The sequence below is a fragment of the Microcoleus sp. Pol12B5 genome (assembly GCF_036701335.1).
Taxonomy (GTDB): Bacteria; Cyanobacteriota; Cyanobacteriia; order Cyanobacteriales; family Microcoleaceae; genus Microcoleus.
Genome location: NZ_JAUBQQ010000009.1, coordinates 1 through 18,117, shown reverse-complemented (window position 1 = coordinate 18,117; position 18,117 = coordinate 1). Strand labels below are relative to the sequence as shown.

The window sequence follows — 18,117 nt, the reverse complement described above, 5'->3', positions numbered from 1 at the left end:
AATTAAGAGCTTAACTTACCGCTTGCCGACTGTGGTCTAACCTGAGTATGATTCTGTTTGAATCCGCAACCAAAATCCTACCCAAGGTTTCAGCTTATGCCGTTCATGCCCTTCAATTTCCTGTTCTTATGGCTGGTGGGACTGCTGTCCGTCGGCGTACTTGGCGGAGGTATATACATTCTCTATGAATGGTACATAGGCGAACTTATAGGGATTTCCTACTTAGTTAGCGGAGTGTTGATGCTTCTTTGGTCTGTGGGCGGCCGCTTTATCAGTTTGCCGCTGTTCCGCCGCCCCGGTGCTGACGAACCGAAGCCGACGCGGACGGGTACGGTGCAGCGGGTAGAGAGGCCTGATGGCACTATTTTACAAGTAGAATTCTACGGCCCAGAGGACGGACAGCCGATTATTCTCTCCCACGGTTGGGGGCCGAACAGTATGGTTTGGTATTACGCGAAACGGCAACTAAGCGATCGCTTCCGAGTGATTGTTTGGGATCTTCCAGGCCTAGGAAAATCCACTCGACCAAAAAACAGCGACTACTCCCTAGAAAAATTTGCCCGCGATCTCGAAGCCGTAATTGCCATAGCAGGAACTAAACCTGTTATCGTACTCGGACACAGCATGGGCGGCATGATTGCTCTAACATTCAGTCGGCTTTTTCCAGAACTTCTCGGTAGTCGAGTAGCTGGTTTAATTCTGGTAGATACGACTTATACTAATCCCCTCAAAACCGCTATTTTTAGCGGTTTATTACGTGCTTTGCAGAAGCCGCTGCTCCAACCTCTGCTCTACCTCACCATAGCTCTGGAACCCATTATGTGGGGAATGACTTGGCTGAGCTATCTCAATGGTTCACTGTACATCAGTGTAGAAGTATCGGGATTTAAAGGCACTGAAACGCGCGGTCAATTAGATTTCTCAGCTTTCTTATCAGCCTTGGGTTCTCCTGGCGTTCTCGCTCGCGGCACACTGGGAATGCTCAAATTTGACGAAACAAAAACTTTGCCATCAATTGACATTCCTGTGTTGGTAATATGCGGCGATTCAGATATCGCCACTACGCCCCCAGCTAGCCTGCGAATGAAAGCAGAATTACCTCAAGCAGAGCTATTTACTATAAAGAAAGGAGGACACATGGCATTAATGGAGCATAACCAGCAGTTTGCAGAAGCTGTCAGGGCATTCTGCACAGAAATTTCTTAACTAAAAATGTGACTTAAAATCCAATACGGTTCAGTTAAGGAAAATTGTAGCGAAAATGTTGGGCGGAGTGAAACAGAGGGTTCGTTCCCTCGGCGCCCAACCTACGCACTGATTCGGTCTAGTTCCTATACCTCTTTGTCACCCTCCCACCTTTAACTGAAAATGCGCTTGAGGGCAGGAATACGAGCCAACACGAAATAATCCAACAGCAGAACGGTGACGAGTGAAAGTCCTACAAGCGGGAAGGCAATCCCTAAAACAGCAACGATTGCGAGTGGCACTTTCCATCCCTGAACATGGGTGGGCATTGCAGGCGCACCGAGCCAACTCGTCCCTTTCGGACGACGCTGCCACCACATCACCGTACCGCTGACTGAAAGCACAATCAAAATTAAGGATGCAAACAACATCAGTAGTTGATTGCTCAATCCAAAATATTTTCCCATGTGAATTGAAATTCCCATTGATACGACTTTGGGTACTAACCCGTAATCCTTCCACCGCACATCTGCTAATACTTTGCCACTGTATCGATCGATGTGCAGAGTGACTTCTTGCGCCGGATTATTGGGAAATGCCGAAACCGTGTACACACCGGTTTGGGATTCTGGAAAACTAACACTAAATCCAGGGGGTGCGCCTTTTGCTTGGGCTAAAGTTACAACAGAATCTAGATTTACGGACGTATCAGCAGGAGTTCCCCCGATAATTTCGTTGTGTCCTGAATGATGCTCCTTTCCAGGCTTACTAGATTTGGGAATTGGTAATTGCTCTACGGCCCAAGGCACAATTAGATTGCCCTGTTGATTGAGCGAGCCTGTGAGTGTTGTCGATTGAGGTACGTTATCCCACATTTGTGCAGGATAGTGACTCGACAAACGAGCGAAGGTATCTCCCCAAAAACCTGTCCAGGGTAGTCCACTAATGATGAGAAAGCCAATTAGCAATACGCCATAAAATCCCGAAACGGCGTGTAAGTCCCGCCAAAATACCCGCTTATTCTGACTCCACAGACGCGGAATTAATGTTCCTAAAAAAGTTACTTTGCCGCGAGGCAACCACAGATACAATCCTGTAATCAGCAGCACAAGCCCCCAACAGGAAGCAAGCTCTACTAAATAATCTCCCAATTTTCCGATCATCAGTTCGCCGTGAATCTTGCGTGCGATCGCTTGGAGATTATTATTTTCATCGCGATCGCCTAAAATCTTAGCCGTATAAGGATTCACGAAAACGGCTAGTGTTCTTTCATCTTTAGTGGCGATCGTCACTTCAGCACTACGATTAGACGCAACGCTCGGCGTAAATTTTGTTACTTTGGCATCAGGATAATTTCGTTGAACAACTGCCACCTGTTGAGTATAAGGCATCATCACATCCGCAGGCTGCACAAACATATTCTGGTGATACATCGCAGCATCTAATTGCGGTTTAAACAGGTAAATGATGCCTGTGATTGACAAAATCAGCATGAAAGGAATAACAAACAAGCCTGCATAGAAGTGCCATCGCCAAACGGTGCGATAAAAACGATTACTAGGAGGTTCAGCAACCAGTGAAGGGTTCAAAACGCTGTTCAATTTACTCATTGTCGTTTGCCAAAATATCGAGAAAAAACCATTATGCTACACAAGTATGAATAATGTCAAAAGACAGGCTGTTAAACAGAGTTGCTGCTTCTGAATTTTTTAGCCGTCAGTAATCCTGATGAAAATTTATTCAACAGGGAAAGTAACTAAAGACCAGTATATTTCAATACCGTTCAGTTAAGGCTGCCTATCTTTTTTTAGCATAAGCGATGCTCAATCTTTACTCCATCAGGGTTTGAGGATGGTTGTCATCCGGGAGCATCTCATATTTGTAAAAACTCTTCTTCTGGCTCCTTCCTTCTTCCTCTTTCCTCCTGCCTCCTGCCTCCTGCCTCAAAACTTAGATTTCTAGCTTGGCTCCAAAAGTGAGATGCTCCTGAGATGTTGCACCCTTCTCAATAAGGCTTTTATGAACAGGCAAGATGCCTGTTCCACAAGAAAATTTATCCTTTGTGAAGCCGAAGAGCCCGTTCTTGAGAATGGTGCAAAAGTGAGATGCTCCCCACTTTTGGACGGTCATTCCACAAAACAATCAAAATCATCCCGCAATTATGTAAGCCCTTAAAATTCCACGTCTTCGCGCTCATTTTCGTCGGTTCTAGGAGTAATCCAACCTTTCGCAGCCCAGCGCATTGTTTCAATGTATTTTGCCAGACTCGCCACAGTCGGAGCTTCAAACAAATTGCTGACCGATAACTCGACTTGCAAAGCGTCTCGGATGCGAGAAATCAACTGAGTTGCTAGCAGGGAATGCCCGCCTAGTTCAAAGAAATTATCGTAGATACTAACCTGCTGTTTTCCCAAAACTTTAGCCCAAATTTTCCCGATCGCCTTTTCGATATCTGTCCGAGGCGCTACATAATTTTCTGTTATATCCTCGCTGTCTGTATCTAGATCGGGCAAAGCGCGGCGGTCTACTTTGCCATTAGGCGTCAGTGGCATATTCTCCAACACTGCATAAGTTGCAGGAACCATATATCCTGGTAACTTTTCTTTCAAAAATTGGCGCAATTCACTTGATTTGAGATTTGAGAATTCTGATTTTTCATTAATGCCGTCAGGAATAACATAAGCTACCAAATGTTTATCGTCGGGGATGTCTTCCCTCACAATTACTACTGCTTCGCGCACTTGTGGATGCTGGCACAAAGCCGCTTCAATTTCTCCCAACTCGATGCGGTAGCCGCGAATTTTTACTTGGTCGTCAACGCGGCCTAAAAACTCGATGTTGCCGTCAACCCAATAGCGGCCTAAATCACCTGTTTTATAAAGGCTAGAACCAGATTTATTGCTAAAAGGGTTAGGAATGAATGCAGCAGCAGTTAAATCAGGCTGGTTGAGGTAGCCTTTCGCCAATCCGTCACCGCCGACGTACAATTGACCTACAACACCGATCGCCACCGGCTGCAAATCCGCATCGAGGAGATAAATTTGCGTGTTGGCGATCGGGCGGCCGATGGGGATAGATGTTGCGGTTTCGGGTACGTCTTGCACGCAATAATAAGCTGAAAATGTGGTATTTTCTGTAGGGCCGTAAACGTGAATTAATTTAGTGGTTGGCTGTTGTTGGATAAGTTTTTTTACCCATCTCATATCGACCGCTTCTCCGCCAAACAGCAAGCAGCGCAGCGAATTAAAAGCTTGCGGTAAAACTCTAGCAATTTGTTGGAATAAGGCAGTTGTTAAAAACAAGACGGTGATGCCTTGTTGGCGCAGTTCTAAGGCTAAATCGTGAGGCGAAAGGGTAATATTTGTGCTAATTCCCACGAGTTGAGCGCCGTTAAGCAAGGCTCCCCAAATCTCGAATGTGGCTGCATCGAATGAAGCGTTTGATGCTTGGGCAATTTTATCCGTAGGTTCTATTTTTATATAGTTGGTGTTGAGTACCAGCCGATTTACTGCTTTGTGGGTGACAGCAACTCCCTTGGGTTTTCCTGTGGAGCCCGATGTGTAAATAACGTAAGCTAAGTTGTCTGCTGTTACGGTGTTGGCGGGATTTTCGGCGCTTTCTTTGGCTATGTCTTCCCAGTCGCCATCGAAGTAAATCACCGAGTTTGAGAAGTCTCGGAAATTCTCAATCAATTTATCCTGAATTAGCAAGACTTTAACTCGAGCATCTTCCAGCATCAAGTTTAGCCGATCGCGCGGATAGCTCGGATCTAACGGTAGGTAAGCCCCTCCCGCTTTCAGTACAGCCAACATCCCGACAATTAGGTCGATCGATCGCTCTGCACAAAGCCCCACTAAAACCTCCGCCCCCACGCCCAGTTTTTGTAGGTAGCGCGCCAGTTGGTTGCTGCGACTGTTGAGTTCTCTGTAAGTGAGGTGTTGGCTGTCGAAAGTTAGGGCGACATCCTCCAGATGCTGCTGGGCCCGCTCTTCAAATAACTGATGAATGCACTTATTTTGAGGATAATCTGTCCGAGTATCGTTCCATTCTCTGAATAATTGATTCACTTCATCCTGGCTCAATAAAGGTAAGTTAGCAATTCCTTGTTCTGGATTAGCCACAATGCTTTCCAGCAGCGTTTTAAAATGCCTCAGCATTCGGGCGATCGTAACTTCATCAAATAAATCTGTATTGTACACAGCTACGCCTCTAAGCCCTTCCAAATCTTCCCACTGTTCGCCGTATCTGCTTCTAAAATTATCGGAAGCTTCCCACAAATGCAGCTCTAAATCAAAGCGCGTTGTTTGAGTCTCTAAATGGAAAGAACTCAACTTTAATTCGGGCAATTCTAGCTCGTCCACAGGCCCATTTTGCAGCCCGAATACCACCTGAAACAGCGGGTGGCGATTCAGCGATCGCTCTGGGTGCAATTCCTCGACTAGCTTCTCAAAAGGCAAATCTTGGTGAGCGTAAGCTCCCAGGGTTACTTCCCGCACCCGGCCCAAAAAATCTCGAAATGTCGGGTTTCCCGAACAGTCTGTTCGCAGCACTAAAGTGTTGACAAAAAAACCGATTAATGCTTCTATTTCGCTGCGATTGCGATTGGCGATCGGCGAACCTACAACAATATCTTCTTGTTGCGAGTAGCGGTAAAGCAAAGTTTGAAATGCTGCGAGCACTGTCATAAATAAAGTCGCTCCTTCTCGCTGCGAGAGCGCTACAAGTGCGTCCTTCAGCTTTTTAGGCACTTCTAAATATTGAGTTTTTCCCCGATAATTTTGCCTAGCTGGTGCAGGGCGATCCGTCGGCAAATTTAACGCCGAAATCCCGTGCAATTGCTGCCGCCAATAAGCTAGCTGAGTTTCTAATACTTCACCTTGCAGCCATTCGCGCTGCCACTCGGCAAAGTCGGCATATTGAAGTGATAATTCTGGCAGGGGAGATGGCTGTCGATCGATCAAAGCTGTATAGATAACCTCCACTTCTCGAATTAGCACGCCGATCGACCAATCATCGGAGGCTATGTGGTGCATATTTAGCAAGAGAATATGCTCAGTCTCTTTCAGCCGCAGGATGGTTACTCGCATCAGCGGCCCGGTGGATAAATTGAAAGGGCGAAGAGATTCTGCTGCGGCGAGTTTATTTGCTTCTGTTTGCCGTTGTTCTGGTGGCAAATTTTGCAATTCTAATACTTTTAAATTAGTCTTGAAAGCGGAAGATATTATCTGCACTGGTTGCCCTGATACTGCGGCAAAAGTCGTTCGCAAAGTTTCGTGGCGCTGCACTATTTCGTTGAAGGTTTGCTCTAAGGCTGTTAAGTTGAGGGAACCAGTTAAGCGCAGTGCTGTTACTACATTATAGAAAGGGTTTTCCGGTGCGAATTGGTCGAGAAACCACAAGCGCTGCTGGGCAAATGATGCCGGAAAGACAAAAACTTCGGTTTCTGAGGAAATATTCAGTTTTTGTCGATCGTTTGTAAAGGAATTGTTATAAATTTCTGATGCCATATCTGTTGCTCTTGGGGGATGGGATGTGGTAATTTTTGGATGGCGCGGGGTGGCTTTTTCAGGGTGCGATCGCCTCTTAAAACTTTCGCGAGCAAAAGATCGGAACTGTTAAAATCATAAACCTGGGTGCGGGAGTGCGGCAGAAAGGCGGGCAAAAGAAACCGGATTTCTGGCCGCAGCATCAAGTTATCCATTGAGGGGCTAGGAGTGCGACCCCCCATCAAATTTAGTCGCGGAATGGGCTCTTAGGTTTGTGAGTCGGGTGCAATGGGGTGAGTTAAATGCGAGAATTACCGGAAGCAATCCGTGGAGAGGTCAAGCTGTAGTATGATTTCTAATTGCACAAAGTGTTTTTGGGGCGATTAAGAGCGGGATAGCTTTGCTTCACGCAATTTTCTCACATTTGTAGCTTAGCGACTACTATTGATTCAACAGTGTCCGCAATCTTTTAGAGCCACTCACTAGAACTTGCGGCCTGATTTGGCAAAATACTTAAGAACAGTGAACGTGCAGTTTAAATTAGAGGTTATAGGCTAATGGCGCAGCGGAACGTATACTCGTCAAAGGGCGAGCCAGAGGATGCACAATCAGCAGAAGAAGTCCTTCACTCAGTAATGCAAGAACTGGACGCTTTGCATGAAAATGTCAAAGGCCAGTTAAATCAAGACATTACTCGGCTGCAAACTGAAAAAAATCACCTGATTGAAGATATTGAAGACCTCCGGGAGCAATATCGCAAATTGCAGTCTCAGCAAATGGAATCTCTATCTGGGCGATACATTCAGCAGCAGCAATTGTGGCTGAAGCAGTTGGCTCAAGTTTTGGCTCACAATTTGCAGGATTTGTTGGTGCAGCGGTTCAACGAACTCAGCGCTAATTCGGGAAACTCTCTCAGCAGCCCTATTCCCAGTGGCGAGTTCCCGATACCCCTGCCGCCAAGCAACTACGACGAACGGGCCTCGCAGTTGCTGGCGGCGCTGGATGAAAGGATCGATCGCAGTTTCCAGATGCTGGAACAAGATTTAACCAGTTACCAAAGCGAGCTTTCCGTGCGGCTCAACAACATGAAAACCCTGGAACTGCAAGGGGAAGAGCTGTTACAAAATCTCGTAAACCGCATTAGGGAAGAACTCGAAGAAGAAGAAGAATATCTTGAGAATCCTTTCGATGCTCAAGATTCTTATGTCGAGGAATCAAATAATTCTGTTAATTCTGTCCGCCCGCAATTTCTGCAGCCAACACCTGCGGATGCGCCGCGGGAACCCGTGCCACAGCCTTCTTCAGTGTCCTCTCCAGCAACCGCTAAACCAGGTTCTCAAGTACAGACAGGTTTGGTGCTGGCGTTGTCTTCGGCTGTTGTATTGTCGCTGTTTAATGTTTGTTTAAGAATTCTGATTAAAGGCAAAAATCCTCGGATGGTTTTTGGGTTGTTTGAATTTCCGGGGGTGGTGACTCCAGGTTTTGGAAATTCTTTGTTGATTTTGTTGATGCGGCTGATCGTGGTGATGGCTTTGATGCCGATATTGGCGACATTTCTGTATCCTTCTGTGTGGAAAGATATTAGGCGGTTGTTTGAGTCGGGCGATCGAGCTTTGTGGAGTAAGGTTTTAGGAAGCGCATTTTTTCTGTTTTTGTCTCAGGTTTTGATTTATTTGGCGATCGGCAATATTCCAGCGGGGATTGCGATTACGATTTTCTTTATTTATCCGATCGTCACTGTACTAGGTTCTTGGATATTGTTTGGCTCTCGCCCTAGCAAAGTCGGCTTTTTTGCGATCGTCGGGATTACCGCAGGTCTGATTTTAGCTGGGTGGCCGAGTTTTGTGGCCCCAGCTCCGGGCGGCGGCAATGTCGGAGTGGGAGTCGCAGCAGCGCTGGCTTCTGGGATTACCTTTGCAGGTTACGTATTGCTGACGCAAATGGCCGCGGGCAAGCTGCACCCAATTCCTTTTAGTTTAGTTAATTTCGCCGCGATTTTTGTCTTTTCCTCCCTGAGTTTGTGGGTGCCGCTGTCGGACAATTTTTCTCCTAAAATCGACCAAAATGTTTGGCCTGGTTTGATTATCGGAGGCGTTATTTTAGGGGTGCTGACGCTGTTTAGCTATCTTTTGAATAATTTTGCCATCCGGTTCGCGGGGGCAGCCTTAGCGTCAGTAATTGGCACTTTGGGGCCGGCAATGACCGCACTCTTCGGTTTTCTAATTATCAATGAGAAGTTGCAGCCTGTGGCAATTCTCGGCATGGCTGTGGTGACGTTGAGCGTGGCTGCTATGAGTGTGGAACGCATAGTCGCTCCTCAAAAGAAGGCTAGTTAACGCTTGAATTTTGGCGATCGTCCGTTCCCAAACCCGGTTTCTTGAAGAAACCGGGTTTCTCTGTGCGGAGACAAGATCAATAGGCTTATTGAATCAATCTTTGATTAATAGGGAAACCGTAGAAGCATTTCAAGATAGGAGAAGGAATGCCTACAATTGGAGTCTAAACAACAGAAACAACCACTCGAAAACCCACAATACTAGCCTTACAATCCGGCTGATATCTGAGGCGGCACGCGCTGCGACAATTCGGAGGATGATCGTTCCAAGAACCCCCCCGCAACAACCTCAGCGAAGAGTCCCCGTCAGACTCCCAAACGCTACCATCAGCAGGCGCACCGTTATAATTATTGTGCCAAGAATCCGCGCACCATTCCCAAACATTTCCGTGGAAATCGTACAATCCGAAAGCATTAGGTTTAAAACTGCCCACATCTGTCGTTTGAAAGCGATAAACTCCCTTCGGTGCGTCAGCGTAATGAGAATTTCCGTTGTAATTGGCTAAGTCGCTGGTAATCGTTTCCCCAAAGTGAAACGGCCCCGTAGTTTTCCCCCGGCAAGCATATTCCCATTGGGCTTCGCTAGGCAAGCGATAATTCTTACCAGTTTTGCGAGAAAGGCGATCGCAAAACTCCACAGCCTCGTACCAAGATACATTTTCTACAGGTCGATTTGGACCTTTAAAACGGGTCGCATTGGGATTGAGAAATATTTTAATTTCCGGCAGCGCCGCCACTGCTGTCCACTGGGCCTGAGTGACTGGAAATTTGCTAATATAGAAAGAGCCTAAAGTTACTGGGCGCTGCGGTTTTTCGTCGCTGTCACCCCGATCTTTTGGAGAACCCATGAGGAAAGTACCGCCAGGAATAGATACCATTTCCAGCAGTGTACTGCTACCAAGATGTTCTTCAAAAAAACGCGCTTTGCCGCTGTTAACATTAGTTTGCTTCCCGCGCTTGTCTACTGTCACAAACTGAAAGTTAAAAGTGCTTTTGACAGCGGCAATTCTCTGCGATGCCTTGTTCGGAGGCGGATTGGTGTTGAGTTTTTCCCTGGGATTGACAGAGAGATTGCTATTGATTTGCCCGCTTTGATTGAGCGAGAGATTGATAGCAAGTTGTCCTTGTTTTGTCAGAAAAGAATTTATAGCAAGTTGTCCTCCATTAACACAATGGGGTTGGGGAGGTAAAGAATAGAGATTTAAAGCTTTGATTACTTCATCAGCCGATTGATATCTATTTTTGAGATAATCTTGAATTAATTTATCTAAAATATTTGCCAACTCGCTGCTGATTTTTGTGCCGGGAGGCAACCGTTTTCTCCACATCCAGCCGCCGTTGATCGGGTCATAAAGGTCATCGGCACCGTCAACTTTTGGCAAACATTGAGTTAGCAGTCTCAGGCAAGTTATTCCCAAACTGTACAAATCGCTGCCGGGGAAAACTTGACCGCGCATTTGTTCTACAGGCGAATATCCGGGCGTTCCTACCGTCGTGCCTACTTTGCTCATCAGGGAGCCCGTCACTTGTTTGGAAATACCGAAATCTATCAAAACCAACTCTCCTCGCCCGCCCCTTCGGAAAGGTGAATTCCGAAAATTTGCCGCCTTTGGCAGGGAGGAACTAATAGAGGTGCGGCGCCGCATGATATTCTCAAGTTTGATGTCTCGGTGAATGACATGGCGATCGTGCACAAATTTCAAAATCGGCAAAATATCTGCCAGCAACTGCCAAATTTTTTCTTCGCTAAAAACGCCCTGCTGAGTTAATTCTGCTAGTAAAGTTTGCCCCTCAATCAACTCTTGTACTAAATAAAGTCGCTTGTCTTGTTCAAAATAAGCAATTAATCGAGGAATTTGGGGATGTTCGCCGAGTTCGTAAAGTCGTTTCGCTTCTTCCTTAAACAATTGTGCGGCTTTTTCAAGTGCTGAGGTTCCTTGAAATTGGGGTACAAACTGCTTAATTACGCAGGGATCGTCCATGCGATCCGTATCTACCGCTTCATAAGTTCTGCCAAATCCCCCTTCGCCCAACAGTCGAATCACGCGGTAGCGGTTTCTGAAGAGAGGGTTGAGGCCTTGCGATCCGCAACTTTGACAAAATTTAGAGTTGTCGGGATTGAAAGGATGAGAACACGCGGGATTAGAACAGTAGAACATATCTGGGAAGAAATGATCCGGTTAAGGTTATGATATACCTTTTTGGCTTCCTCATGGAATATTAACAATTAATAATTGATTATTGACAATTAACCGCAGCGAGGGCATTACCCCCCCGTTTGTGTGGCCCCAACAAAGAAAGTATAAGGCAGAATTTAAAAAGTCAATTAATCCAAAGAAAGCGATTTGAGGGCAGAAAATACCAGCGCGATCGACCGATTTTAGCAAGCCGCTTACCGCCGATATTCGTCTGGGTATCTTGGTAATTGATTTACAGGGGCCAGTATAGTACAACTTGGCGATCGCCCAACCAAAATGCGATCGCACTCAAAGAACTATCGGACTATAAAGAAAGAAAGCAATTCCATCGCTTCATCGGGGCGTAAGAGTTATACAAGCTCGATCGCCCTTAAATGCGACCGGGGTAATTTCAACCTAAAATGTCATATTTATGCTGCTTTTTTAACCAATTGGCGAGTCCCGCTAAATAACTTTATTCTTGAATACTTTGACTACTAAAATAAGTAATAAAAACAGACCACAGCATGATACTGACACTATTGTTTCGGTGATATTTGGTGATATGAATATGATAAATCCCTGATCTTTAATCAAGGCAGAGAAGCTTGAGACACAAAATGGCATGAGATATAACCTGAATGCCTGCCAATGATCTCTTTTGCCTTTACTAGAAGAAACACTTAGCATCAGACCCGTACCGATTACAGCACTTATACCAATTGAATTAATCCATATCTTAACCGAAGGATCAAAATGAAAACAAACTACTATAACATACCAAATGAGATAGCACCAGAGAATAGCTTTATCTAATTTGATTTCGTAAAGATATTTAATCAACCCTTTCATAGCTATAAGAATAGTTAAAATTTTTCAATTTTAGTGAGGATTGCTATAACTCAATTAACTGTTTTTCCGGGAAATTTCATTTTGTTGATTGACGACTTCAATCCAACCCTAAACAGCATCTTCAAGCCTCTCTAACAATTGTTCATAACTCTCTCTCTATGTGTGACAACCTGGAAGTGCTGGAACTGAGTCGCACCATAAGCCATGTTCTTGCCAGATAATTGCCTTAATCTTCATGATTAATCTATAATAGCTATCTAAAGAAGATTTTAGTGCATCCCTTTAAAACTTGCTCCGGCGCGATCGACCGCAGGTAATTTTGAAGTATTGGGTATTGAGTATTGCGATCGCTGGCAACCTCAACTGATTGCCTCAATCTTTCGCCGCTACATTAGATCGAGCTGAGAATTTTAATCCCTAGAAGGAAACACTAGGTATTTGTTTTTTATTGACTGTAAAAATTGCAATTGTATCACAATAGGATTACCCCTATCTGCTGGTTATGGAAATAGATCGTGTGCCATTTCTGAATCGCCTCCGGCGCACCATGTCCTCTGCGGAAGCTTGGGGGTTTAGTGTGGTTGGATATCTGATGTGGTTTACCTTAGCGCCCTTGATGCAAGCAGAAATTGGCTCTGCATCGCTGTTGGTCTGGATTCCTGGTGTGATCGTCGGAATTCTGTTTAACCTTCAAGTTCAGAGTTTGGGTGAGAAATATCCAGATGTATCTGGGGGGACACCAAATTACATCACGCGATTGCTTCATCGTTACCCTGCCCTTTCCCGCTACTTGGGGATTGCCTACTTCTTGGGGTGGGTTTCCTTTCCGCCCATTAATGCGATCGTCATCACAAATTTGATCCAATTCCATTTAGAACCGATGGGGCTGAGTATTCCAGAAAAAGTGTTTGAGATCGGTTTTACTGCGATCGCTTACTTTTTAGCATTCAGTGGCACCCGCGCCGTCGCCATTCTGCACCTCTTTTTTATCATTCCTTCGATCGGCTTTTTACTCCTCTTCTGCGTTCAGGGTTTAGGCTGGCTTGCCTTTTCCCCCCAAAGTCCCGGACTCTTGCCCAGCAGGATTGATGCCCTCAGTGTCCAGGACTGGCTGAAATGGTACTTGTTTGCCGCTTATAGCTTCTATGGCTGTGATACAGCTTCATCCTTTGTAGCAGACAGTTTGCACCCAAAAGACACCCTCAAGGCGCTGTCTTGGGTTGCCTCGTTCATGCCTCTGGTGTTTGTGGGTGGCAGTTTAGTGTTGGTGCAGTTGGCAACGGCTGCCGGTTTACAAGGCAATTTGTACGGCAATTTCTTGGTGGCTGCCAAGCCTTTCTGGGGAGACGCTGCCCCTGTCATAGTCACATTGCTGGTTGCGACTACCTGTTTGTTGGGATCTGCGACTAGCGTTTGCAATACACCCCGCATCCTTTTCCAACTCGCGCAGGATGGGCTGTTGTCTCCAGTGTTTGGCGCTGCGTCGCGTCGGGGTGCCCTAGAACCCGCGCTGTTGCTAAGCTTTATCTGTAGTTTAGGATTTTTAGTATGGGGCAACACCACTCGAATTGTCGTCGTGTCAGGGGTGAGTTTATTCATTTCTATCATGGGGTTGCACTTGGGGCTGTGGATGCAGCGCAACGATCCAGTCGTGCGTTGGGGGCGACTATCATTAGCATTACTGGTGGTGGAGTTCATTTCCCTGGTGGTGGGTGGTGTTGCTTGGGGAGGGATGGATTTTGGCATCGGTTTGCTGTTGCCGTTAGCAGTGATAGCGATCGACGCTGCGATTCTGCGGATTCCTTGGCCATCTTTGCACTTACCGTGGTGGGATAGACTCCATAGCAAGGCAGTAACTGCTCCTAAAAACGAATACTTTGTGGTGCTTCAGGTCGGAATTTTGATTGCCCTGATTTGTGGTACAGCGACGATCAGTTGGCTGATTCGCTCCAGGCTGCGGGTAGAAGCCGGAACCAACAATCCCTATCTGCTGATTATTGTGTTGATGACGCTGGCATTTGTCGGAGTGGCAATTGCTTGCTGGACAAGTCTGCCCCAGGTTGCTGCGATCGAAGAACTAGCAATCTCCTCGACAGCGCAAGCTAAAGAACTGGAGACAACCCTCAACGAACTGAAAAAAGCTCAGATGCAAGTTATCCAAAGCGAAAAAATGTCTAGCTTGGGACAGTTGGTTGCGGGAATTGCCCATGAAATCAATAACCCGGTCAACTTCATCCACGGTAATCTTACCCACCTGGACGAATATACCCAAAATCTGCTGGAGATGATAGAATTCTATCAACAGCGCCATCCCAGCAACGATCCAGACGTGCAAGCAATGGCAGAGGAAATCGATTTGGAATTCATCACTGAAGATATCCCAAAGATAATTTCATCTCTAAGGGTAGGGACCGAGCGAATTCGCGGTATTGTCCTCTCGTTGCGAAACTTTTCTCGTATGGATGAAGCAGACTTCAAAGATGTTGATATTCATGAGGGAATTGAAAGTACATTGCTGATTTTGCAACACCGGCTCAAAGATAAACCAGAGTGTCCAGGCGTGGTAACGATCAAAGACTATGGCACTTTGCCCAAGGTGGAATGTTTCCCCGGACAACTCAATCAGGTATTCATGAATATTTTGGTTAATGCCCTGGATGCCCTAGATGACAAGAATACCAAACGCTCCTATCAGGAGCTTAAAGACGCCCCGAACCAGATTACAATTCGGACTTCTGCGATCGATAATCAATGGGTGGAGGTTGCGATCGCTGACAACGGAATCGGTATGCCAGACCCAGTGAAGCAGCGCATTTTTGACCCCTTTTTCACCACCAAAGCCATCGGTAAAGGTACGGGTTTGGGGATGTCGATTAGTTATCAAATCATTACTGAAAAACATGGCGGTAAAATCAAGTGTTTTTCTACACCTGGCTCAGGCACTAAGTTTGTGATTCAGATCCCCATTCGGCAACAGACAATTTCAGCACTCCCGATCCCTGCTCAATCTTAACCACTTCGCGTTCAGTGCAGCCCTCAATAATCTGAGGCGCTACAATAATCTATCGGGGTGTCAATTACCGCCAACTGCTCGATCTGAAGCCGTAAGAATTTTAGAAGCGCGATGCCCAATCAAAAATCGCACTCTCCGCAGAACAAAAACGCTAGAAACCCCAAGAGCGATCCTCTTCGAGGGCTTCGCTAACGCACGTGAATTGAAGGGCGATCGCCCGCAGGTAATTTTGAAGTATGGGTTATTGCGATCGAGTGTGGGAAACTAATATTCATCAAATGAATGATTACATATTAATTTGTAGTTTTGGGCAACAATTGATTTAGCGCACCGCACAAGTATCGCTTCACGGTATCCCTACTTGCGCCCACGCCGCTGGGAATGGTAAAGATCATCTCGACAGTTAATAGATTTCCGTCGGCTGAGGCAAAAACATCGATCGGCAAAGCACGCTGAAATGCTGTTGCGGGATTTTCGGCTTTCATGACACCTGTGCTCACATCGGTGCTGATCGTTCTGATGCTCTCGCGGGCTAAAATGGGTCGTAATTGGGAAAATGCTCTCTCTATCGATAACCCCTCAACCTGAACACGTGCAGAAAAGGCGGCACCATTCAAAAAGTCCCCCTTTTTTTGAAAGCTTTCCTCGCAGGTGGTGGCAACAGCGGGGGTGGCTAAACCTATGAGAGCTAGAGTCAAGACAAGCGATCGCATATTAGCTTAGTTAGAAGAATGAAATAATCACCAAGATCATGATGCACCATCATAGGATTATTTGGCAAGTGATGCAAATGCCTTCAAGGGTTTTTAGCATGAGTTGCAGTCCGGTTAATATTCGCTGCTATTCTAGCAACTACAGCAACTAGAAGAATTAAGGGTAAAGACTAAAAGGGCGATCGTACTGAATAGAGGGTCGATTTAATCCTGGATTCTCATCTTCCAACAACATTTCACTCGCTTCACGTAAGTGCGCTTGTATGTCGTCTAAAGTTTCTCCTTGAGAATGCGCTCTCTTAGAAACCTGGAACATAGACTACATATAAATTCGTGTTAGGGTCTTTCGGAACCACCGCAGTCTAACGTCCTCATAAATTTCAACTCAAACAGCTTGACTTTCAAGCAAAATCCAATAAAATTAAGTTTAGCATATCTATCACATACAATACGTGAAATCACTTAGGAACAAGCTCAATAACACTACCTAGAGATGCAGCAAGTTTATATCCAATACCGATACCCAATAGCCTAGCATTTTGATGTTTCGCACTCAGGTAATCAGCAGCATATAAACCATTTTCATCAGCTTTATAGTCGCCTGTTTCTATATCCATGATGACGATCTTGCTAACATTCTCTTCTAAGTCACTTTTGGGGCGGATGCTGATCTCATACAAATGTTGGGCACGAGGCGGGACTTCTTCACGACTCCAAAGGAGGGTTTGCATACATTCCCCCTTTTTTGTAACTTTTTATCCTATTACTGACGTGGGCTGTATTACGCGAATTCACCATGTTTCTGGAGCGAGTTCTTGCGTTTTACCTGCGTGATACTCAGTCCGTGGCGCTGCAAGTTTGGCAACAGCGTCGGGAGAACGAGTATTTGCTGGTTCCGATCTGGGATCATCTTTAACTTATTCCATAATCTCATCTTGCTCACTTACAGACTAGGTGTTCAACTTAGCGATGATCGCGCGCTCAAGTAACTCAGTTTTTGCTAGCACACTCTTACAATATACCTGTTAAAAAAGTAGGCAAGGCGATCGCGACTTGTACCCTGTTAAGAGCAACGATCGCGCCCGGTCGAAGTGCTGCAAAAATTTTGTAGAATGTATAATCCTAAGTGATAATAATTTAGGCACAGCCACATAATGAGCTACTGGGATGTAAAAAACCTGAGCGATGAAAACTTTAAGCGTCTGTGCGGAGTACGTCCAGAGACATTTAAACAGACGGTGGAGTTAGTGCGATCACCTAATTTATCTGGAGGCGCTTATTCCAGCGCCAATTCTTGGTTTTCCAACTCCAGCACAGGTATTATAGTTATAGTTAAAGATTAAGCCATCATGCACTTTAGCATTGAATGAGTGGACAAAATATTGGCACTTATTAACAAGCTGAGGCCCGGCTAGTTGAAATTATTCCCAACAGGCGATCGAACATCGCTGTCTCAGGTTCCCATCCATCAATTCCACACCCGAATAATCGTACTCATCGAAAAAACGAATATGAAAACCACGCTGCCCGGTTACAAACTCTTATCGTTGCCACTTCATGAAGGTGTCAATACAGTTATTTATCGCGGCGTTAGGGAGTCGGAGCCAACTCCGGTTATAGTAAAAACCCTTAAAGCTGAGTATCCCACAATAGAAGAAATCGCACGATTGAGGCATGAATATAAAATTCTCAAAACTCTCGACATAGCCGGAATTATCAAAGCTTACTCTTTAGAAAATCATAATAACGGTCTGGCGCTGATATTAGAAGATTTTGGCGGAGACTCCCTGAAAAACCTCATCACAGCTAAACAACTTGAAATCAGCAAATTTCTGAGTCTGGCAATTCATCTAGCAGAAACCATAGCTCAACTGCATGAAAATAAGATTATTCATAAAGATATTAAACCGCAGAATATTATTGTCAACCCCAAAACCAGTCAAATCAAAATCATCGATTTTAGCATTGCCACGCACTTAGAGCGAGAAAACCAGACCCTCAGCAATCCCAACTTGCTAGAAGGTACCCTTGCCTATATGTCCCCAGAACAAACCGGGCGGATGAATCGCTCAATGGACTACCGTACCGACTTTTACTCATTAGGTGTCACCTTTTACGAAATGCTAACTGGAAAGCGGCCACATCAAGCCACCGACCTCCTGGAATTAATTCACTGCCATATCGCTAAAAAACCAGTGCCACCCCATGAGCATATAGCTGAGATTCCCGAAGCGATTTCTGACATCGTAATGAAATTATTAGCCAAAACCGCTGAAGATAGATACCAAAGCGCCCTGGGGCTAAAAGCTGACCTAGAAATGTGCCGTCATCAACTGCAAACCCATGGGAAAATTGG

At 45.6% G+C, this 18,117-nt stretch carries 10 protein-coding genes; 4 read left to right on the top strand and 6 right to left on the bottom strand.

Annotated features, from left to right (window positions below; translation table 11 throughout):
* Positions 1-96 precede the first annotated feature (96 nt).
* Positions 97-1,206: an alpha/beta hydrolase gene (locus QUA24_RS07275; protein ID WP_333228441.1), complete on the top strand. Its 1,110-nt coding sequence runs from the start codon at positions 97-99 to the stop codon at positions 1,204-1,206.
* Positions 1,207-1,358: 152 nt separating this feature from the next.
* On the opposite strand, the gene QUA24_RS07270 is transcribed toward QUA24_RS07275, so the two are convergent.
* From QUA24_RS07270 to QUA24_RS07260, 3 genes are all read right to left on the bottom strand, one after another.
* Complete coding sequence (locus QUA24_RS07270; RefSeq protein ID WP_333228439.1) at positions 1,359-2,795, bottom strand: PepSY domain-containing protein; 1,437 nt, start codon at positions 2,793-2,795, stop codon at positions 1,359-1,361.
* Positions 2,796-3,356: 561 nt separating this feature from the next.
* Positions 3,357-6,692, bottom strand: coding sequence for an amino acid adenylation domain-containing protein (locus tag QUA24_RS07265; RefSeq protein WP_333228437.1), 3,336 nt, complete (start codon positions 6,690-6,692; stop codon positions 3,357-3,359).
* Positions 6,641-6,913: a hypothetical protein gene (locus tag QUA24_RS07260; RefSeq protein ID WP_333228435.1), complete on the bottom strand. Its 273-nt coding sequence runs from the start codon at positions 6,911-6,913 to the stop codon at positions 6,641-6,643. Before QUA24_RS07260 ends, QUA24_RS07265 begins: the two co-directional genes overlap by 52 nt.
* Before the next feature lie 315 nt (positions 6,914-7,228).
* Here QUA24_RS07260 and QUA24_RS07255 point away from each other — a divergent pair, with 315 nt between their 5' ends.
* The gene (locus QUA24_RS07255) at positions 7,229-9,007 is read left to right on the top strand and encodes an EamA family transporter (protein WP_333228432.1); all 1,779 of its coding nucleotides are present in this window, start codon (positions 7,229-7,231) and stop codon (positions 9,005-9,007) included.
* A gap of 163 nt (positions 9,008-9,170) precedes the next feature.
* Here the strand turns inward: QUA24_RS07255 and QUA24_RS07250 are convergent, their stop codons facing one another.
* Positions 9,171-11,165: a bifunctional serine/threonine-protein kinase/formylglycine-generating enzyme family protein gene (locus QUA24_RS07250; RefSeq protein ID WP_333228430.1), complete on the bottom strand. Its 1,995-nt coding sequence runs from the start codon at positions 11,163-11,165 to the stop codon at positions 9,171-9,173.
* A 1,372-nt stretch (positions 11,166-12,537) separates the two neighbouring features.
* On the opposite strand from QUA24_RS07250, the gene QUA24_RS07245 reads away from it, so the two are divergent.
* Positions 12,538-15,048, top strand: coding sequence for an ATP-binding protein (locus QUA24_RS07245; protein ID WP_333228428.1), 2,511 nt, complete (start codon positions 12,538-12,540; stop codon positions 15,046-15,048).
* A gap of 293 nt (positions 15,049-15,341) precedes the next feature.
* On the opposite strand, the gene QUA24_RS07240 is transcribed toward QUA24_RS07245, so the two are convergent.
* Positions 15,342-15,533 carry a hypothetical protein gene (locus QUA24_RS07240; RefSeq protein ID WP_333080367.1) on the bottom strand — a complete coding sequence of 64 codons (192 nt, stop codon included), beginning with the start codon at positions 15,531-15,533 and terminating at the stop codon, positions 15,342-15,344.
* 686 nt (positions 15,534-16,219) lie between these two features.
* The gene (locus QUA24_RS07235) at positions 16,220-16,492 is read right to left on the bottom strand and encodes a hypothetical protein (protein WP_333209443.1); all 273 of its coding nucleotides are present in this window, start codon (positions 16,490-16,492) and stop codon (positions 16,220-16,222) included.
* 780 nt (positions 16,493-17,272) lie between these two features.
* Between QUA24_RS07235 and QUA24_RS07230 the strand changes: the two genes are divergently transcribed.
* Positions 17,273-18,117, top strand: an 845-nt coding sequence (locus QUA24_RS07230) for a serine/threonine-protein kinase (protein WP_333228426.1), incomplete at its 3' end; no start/stop codon positions are given.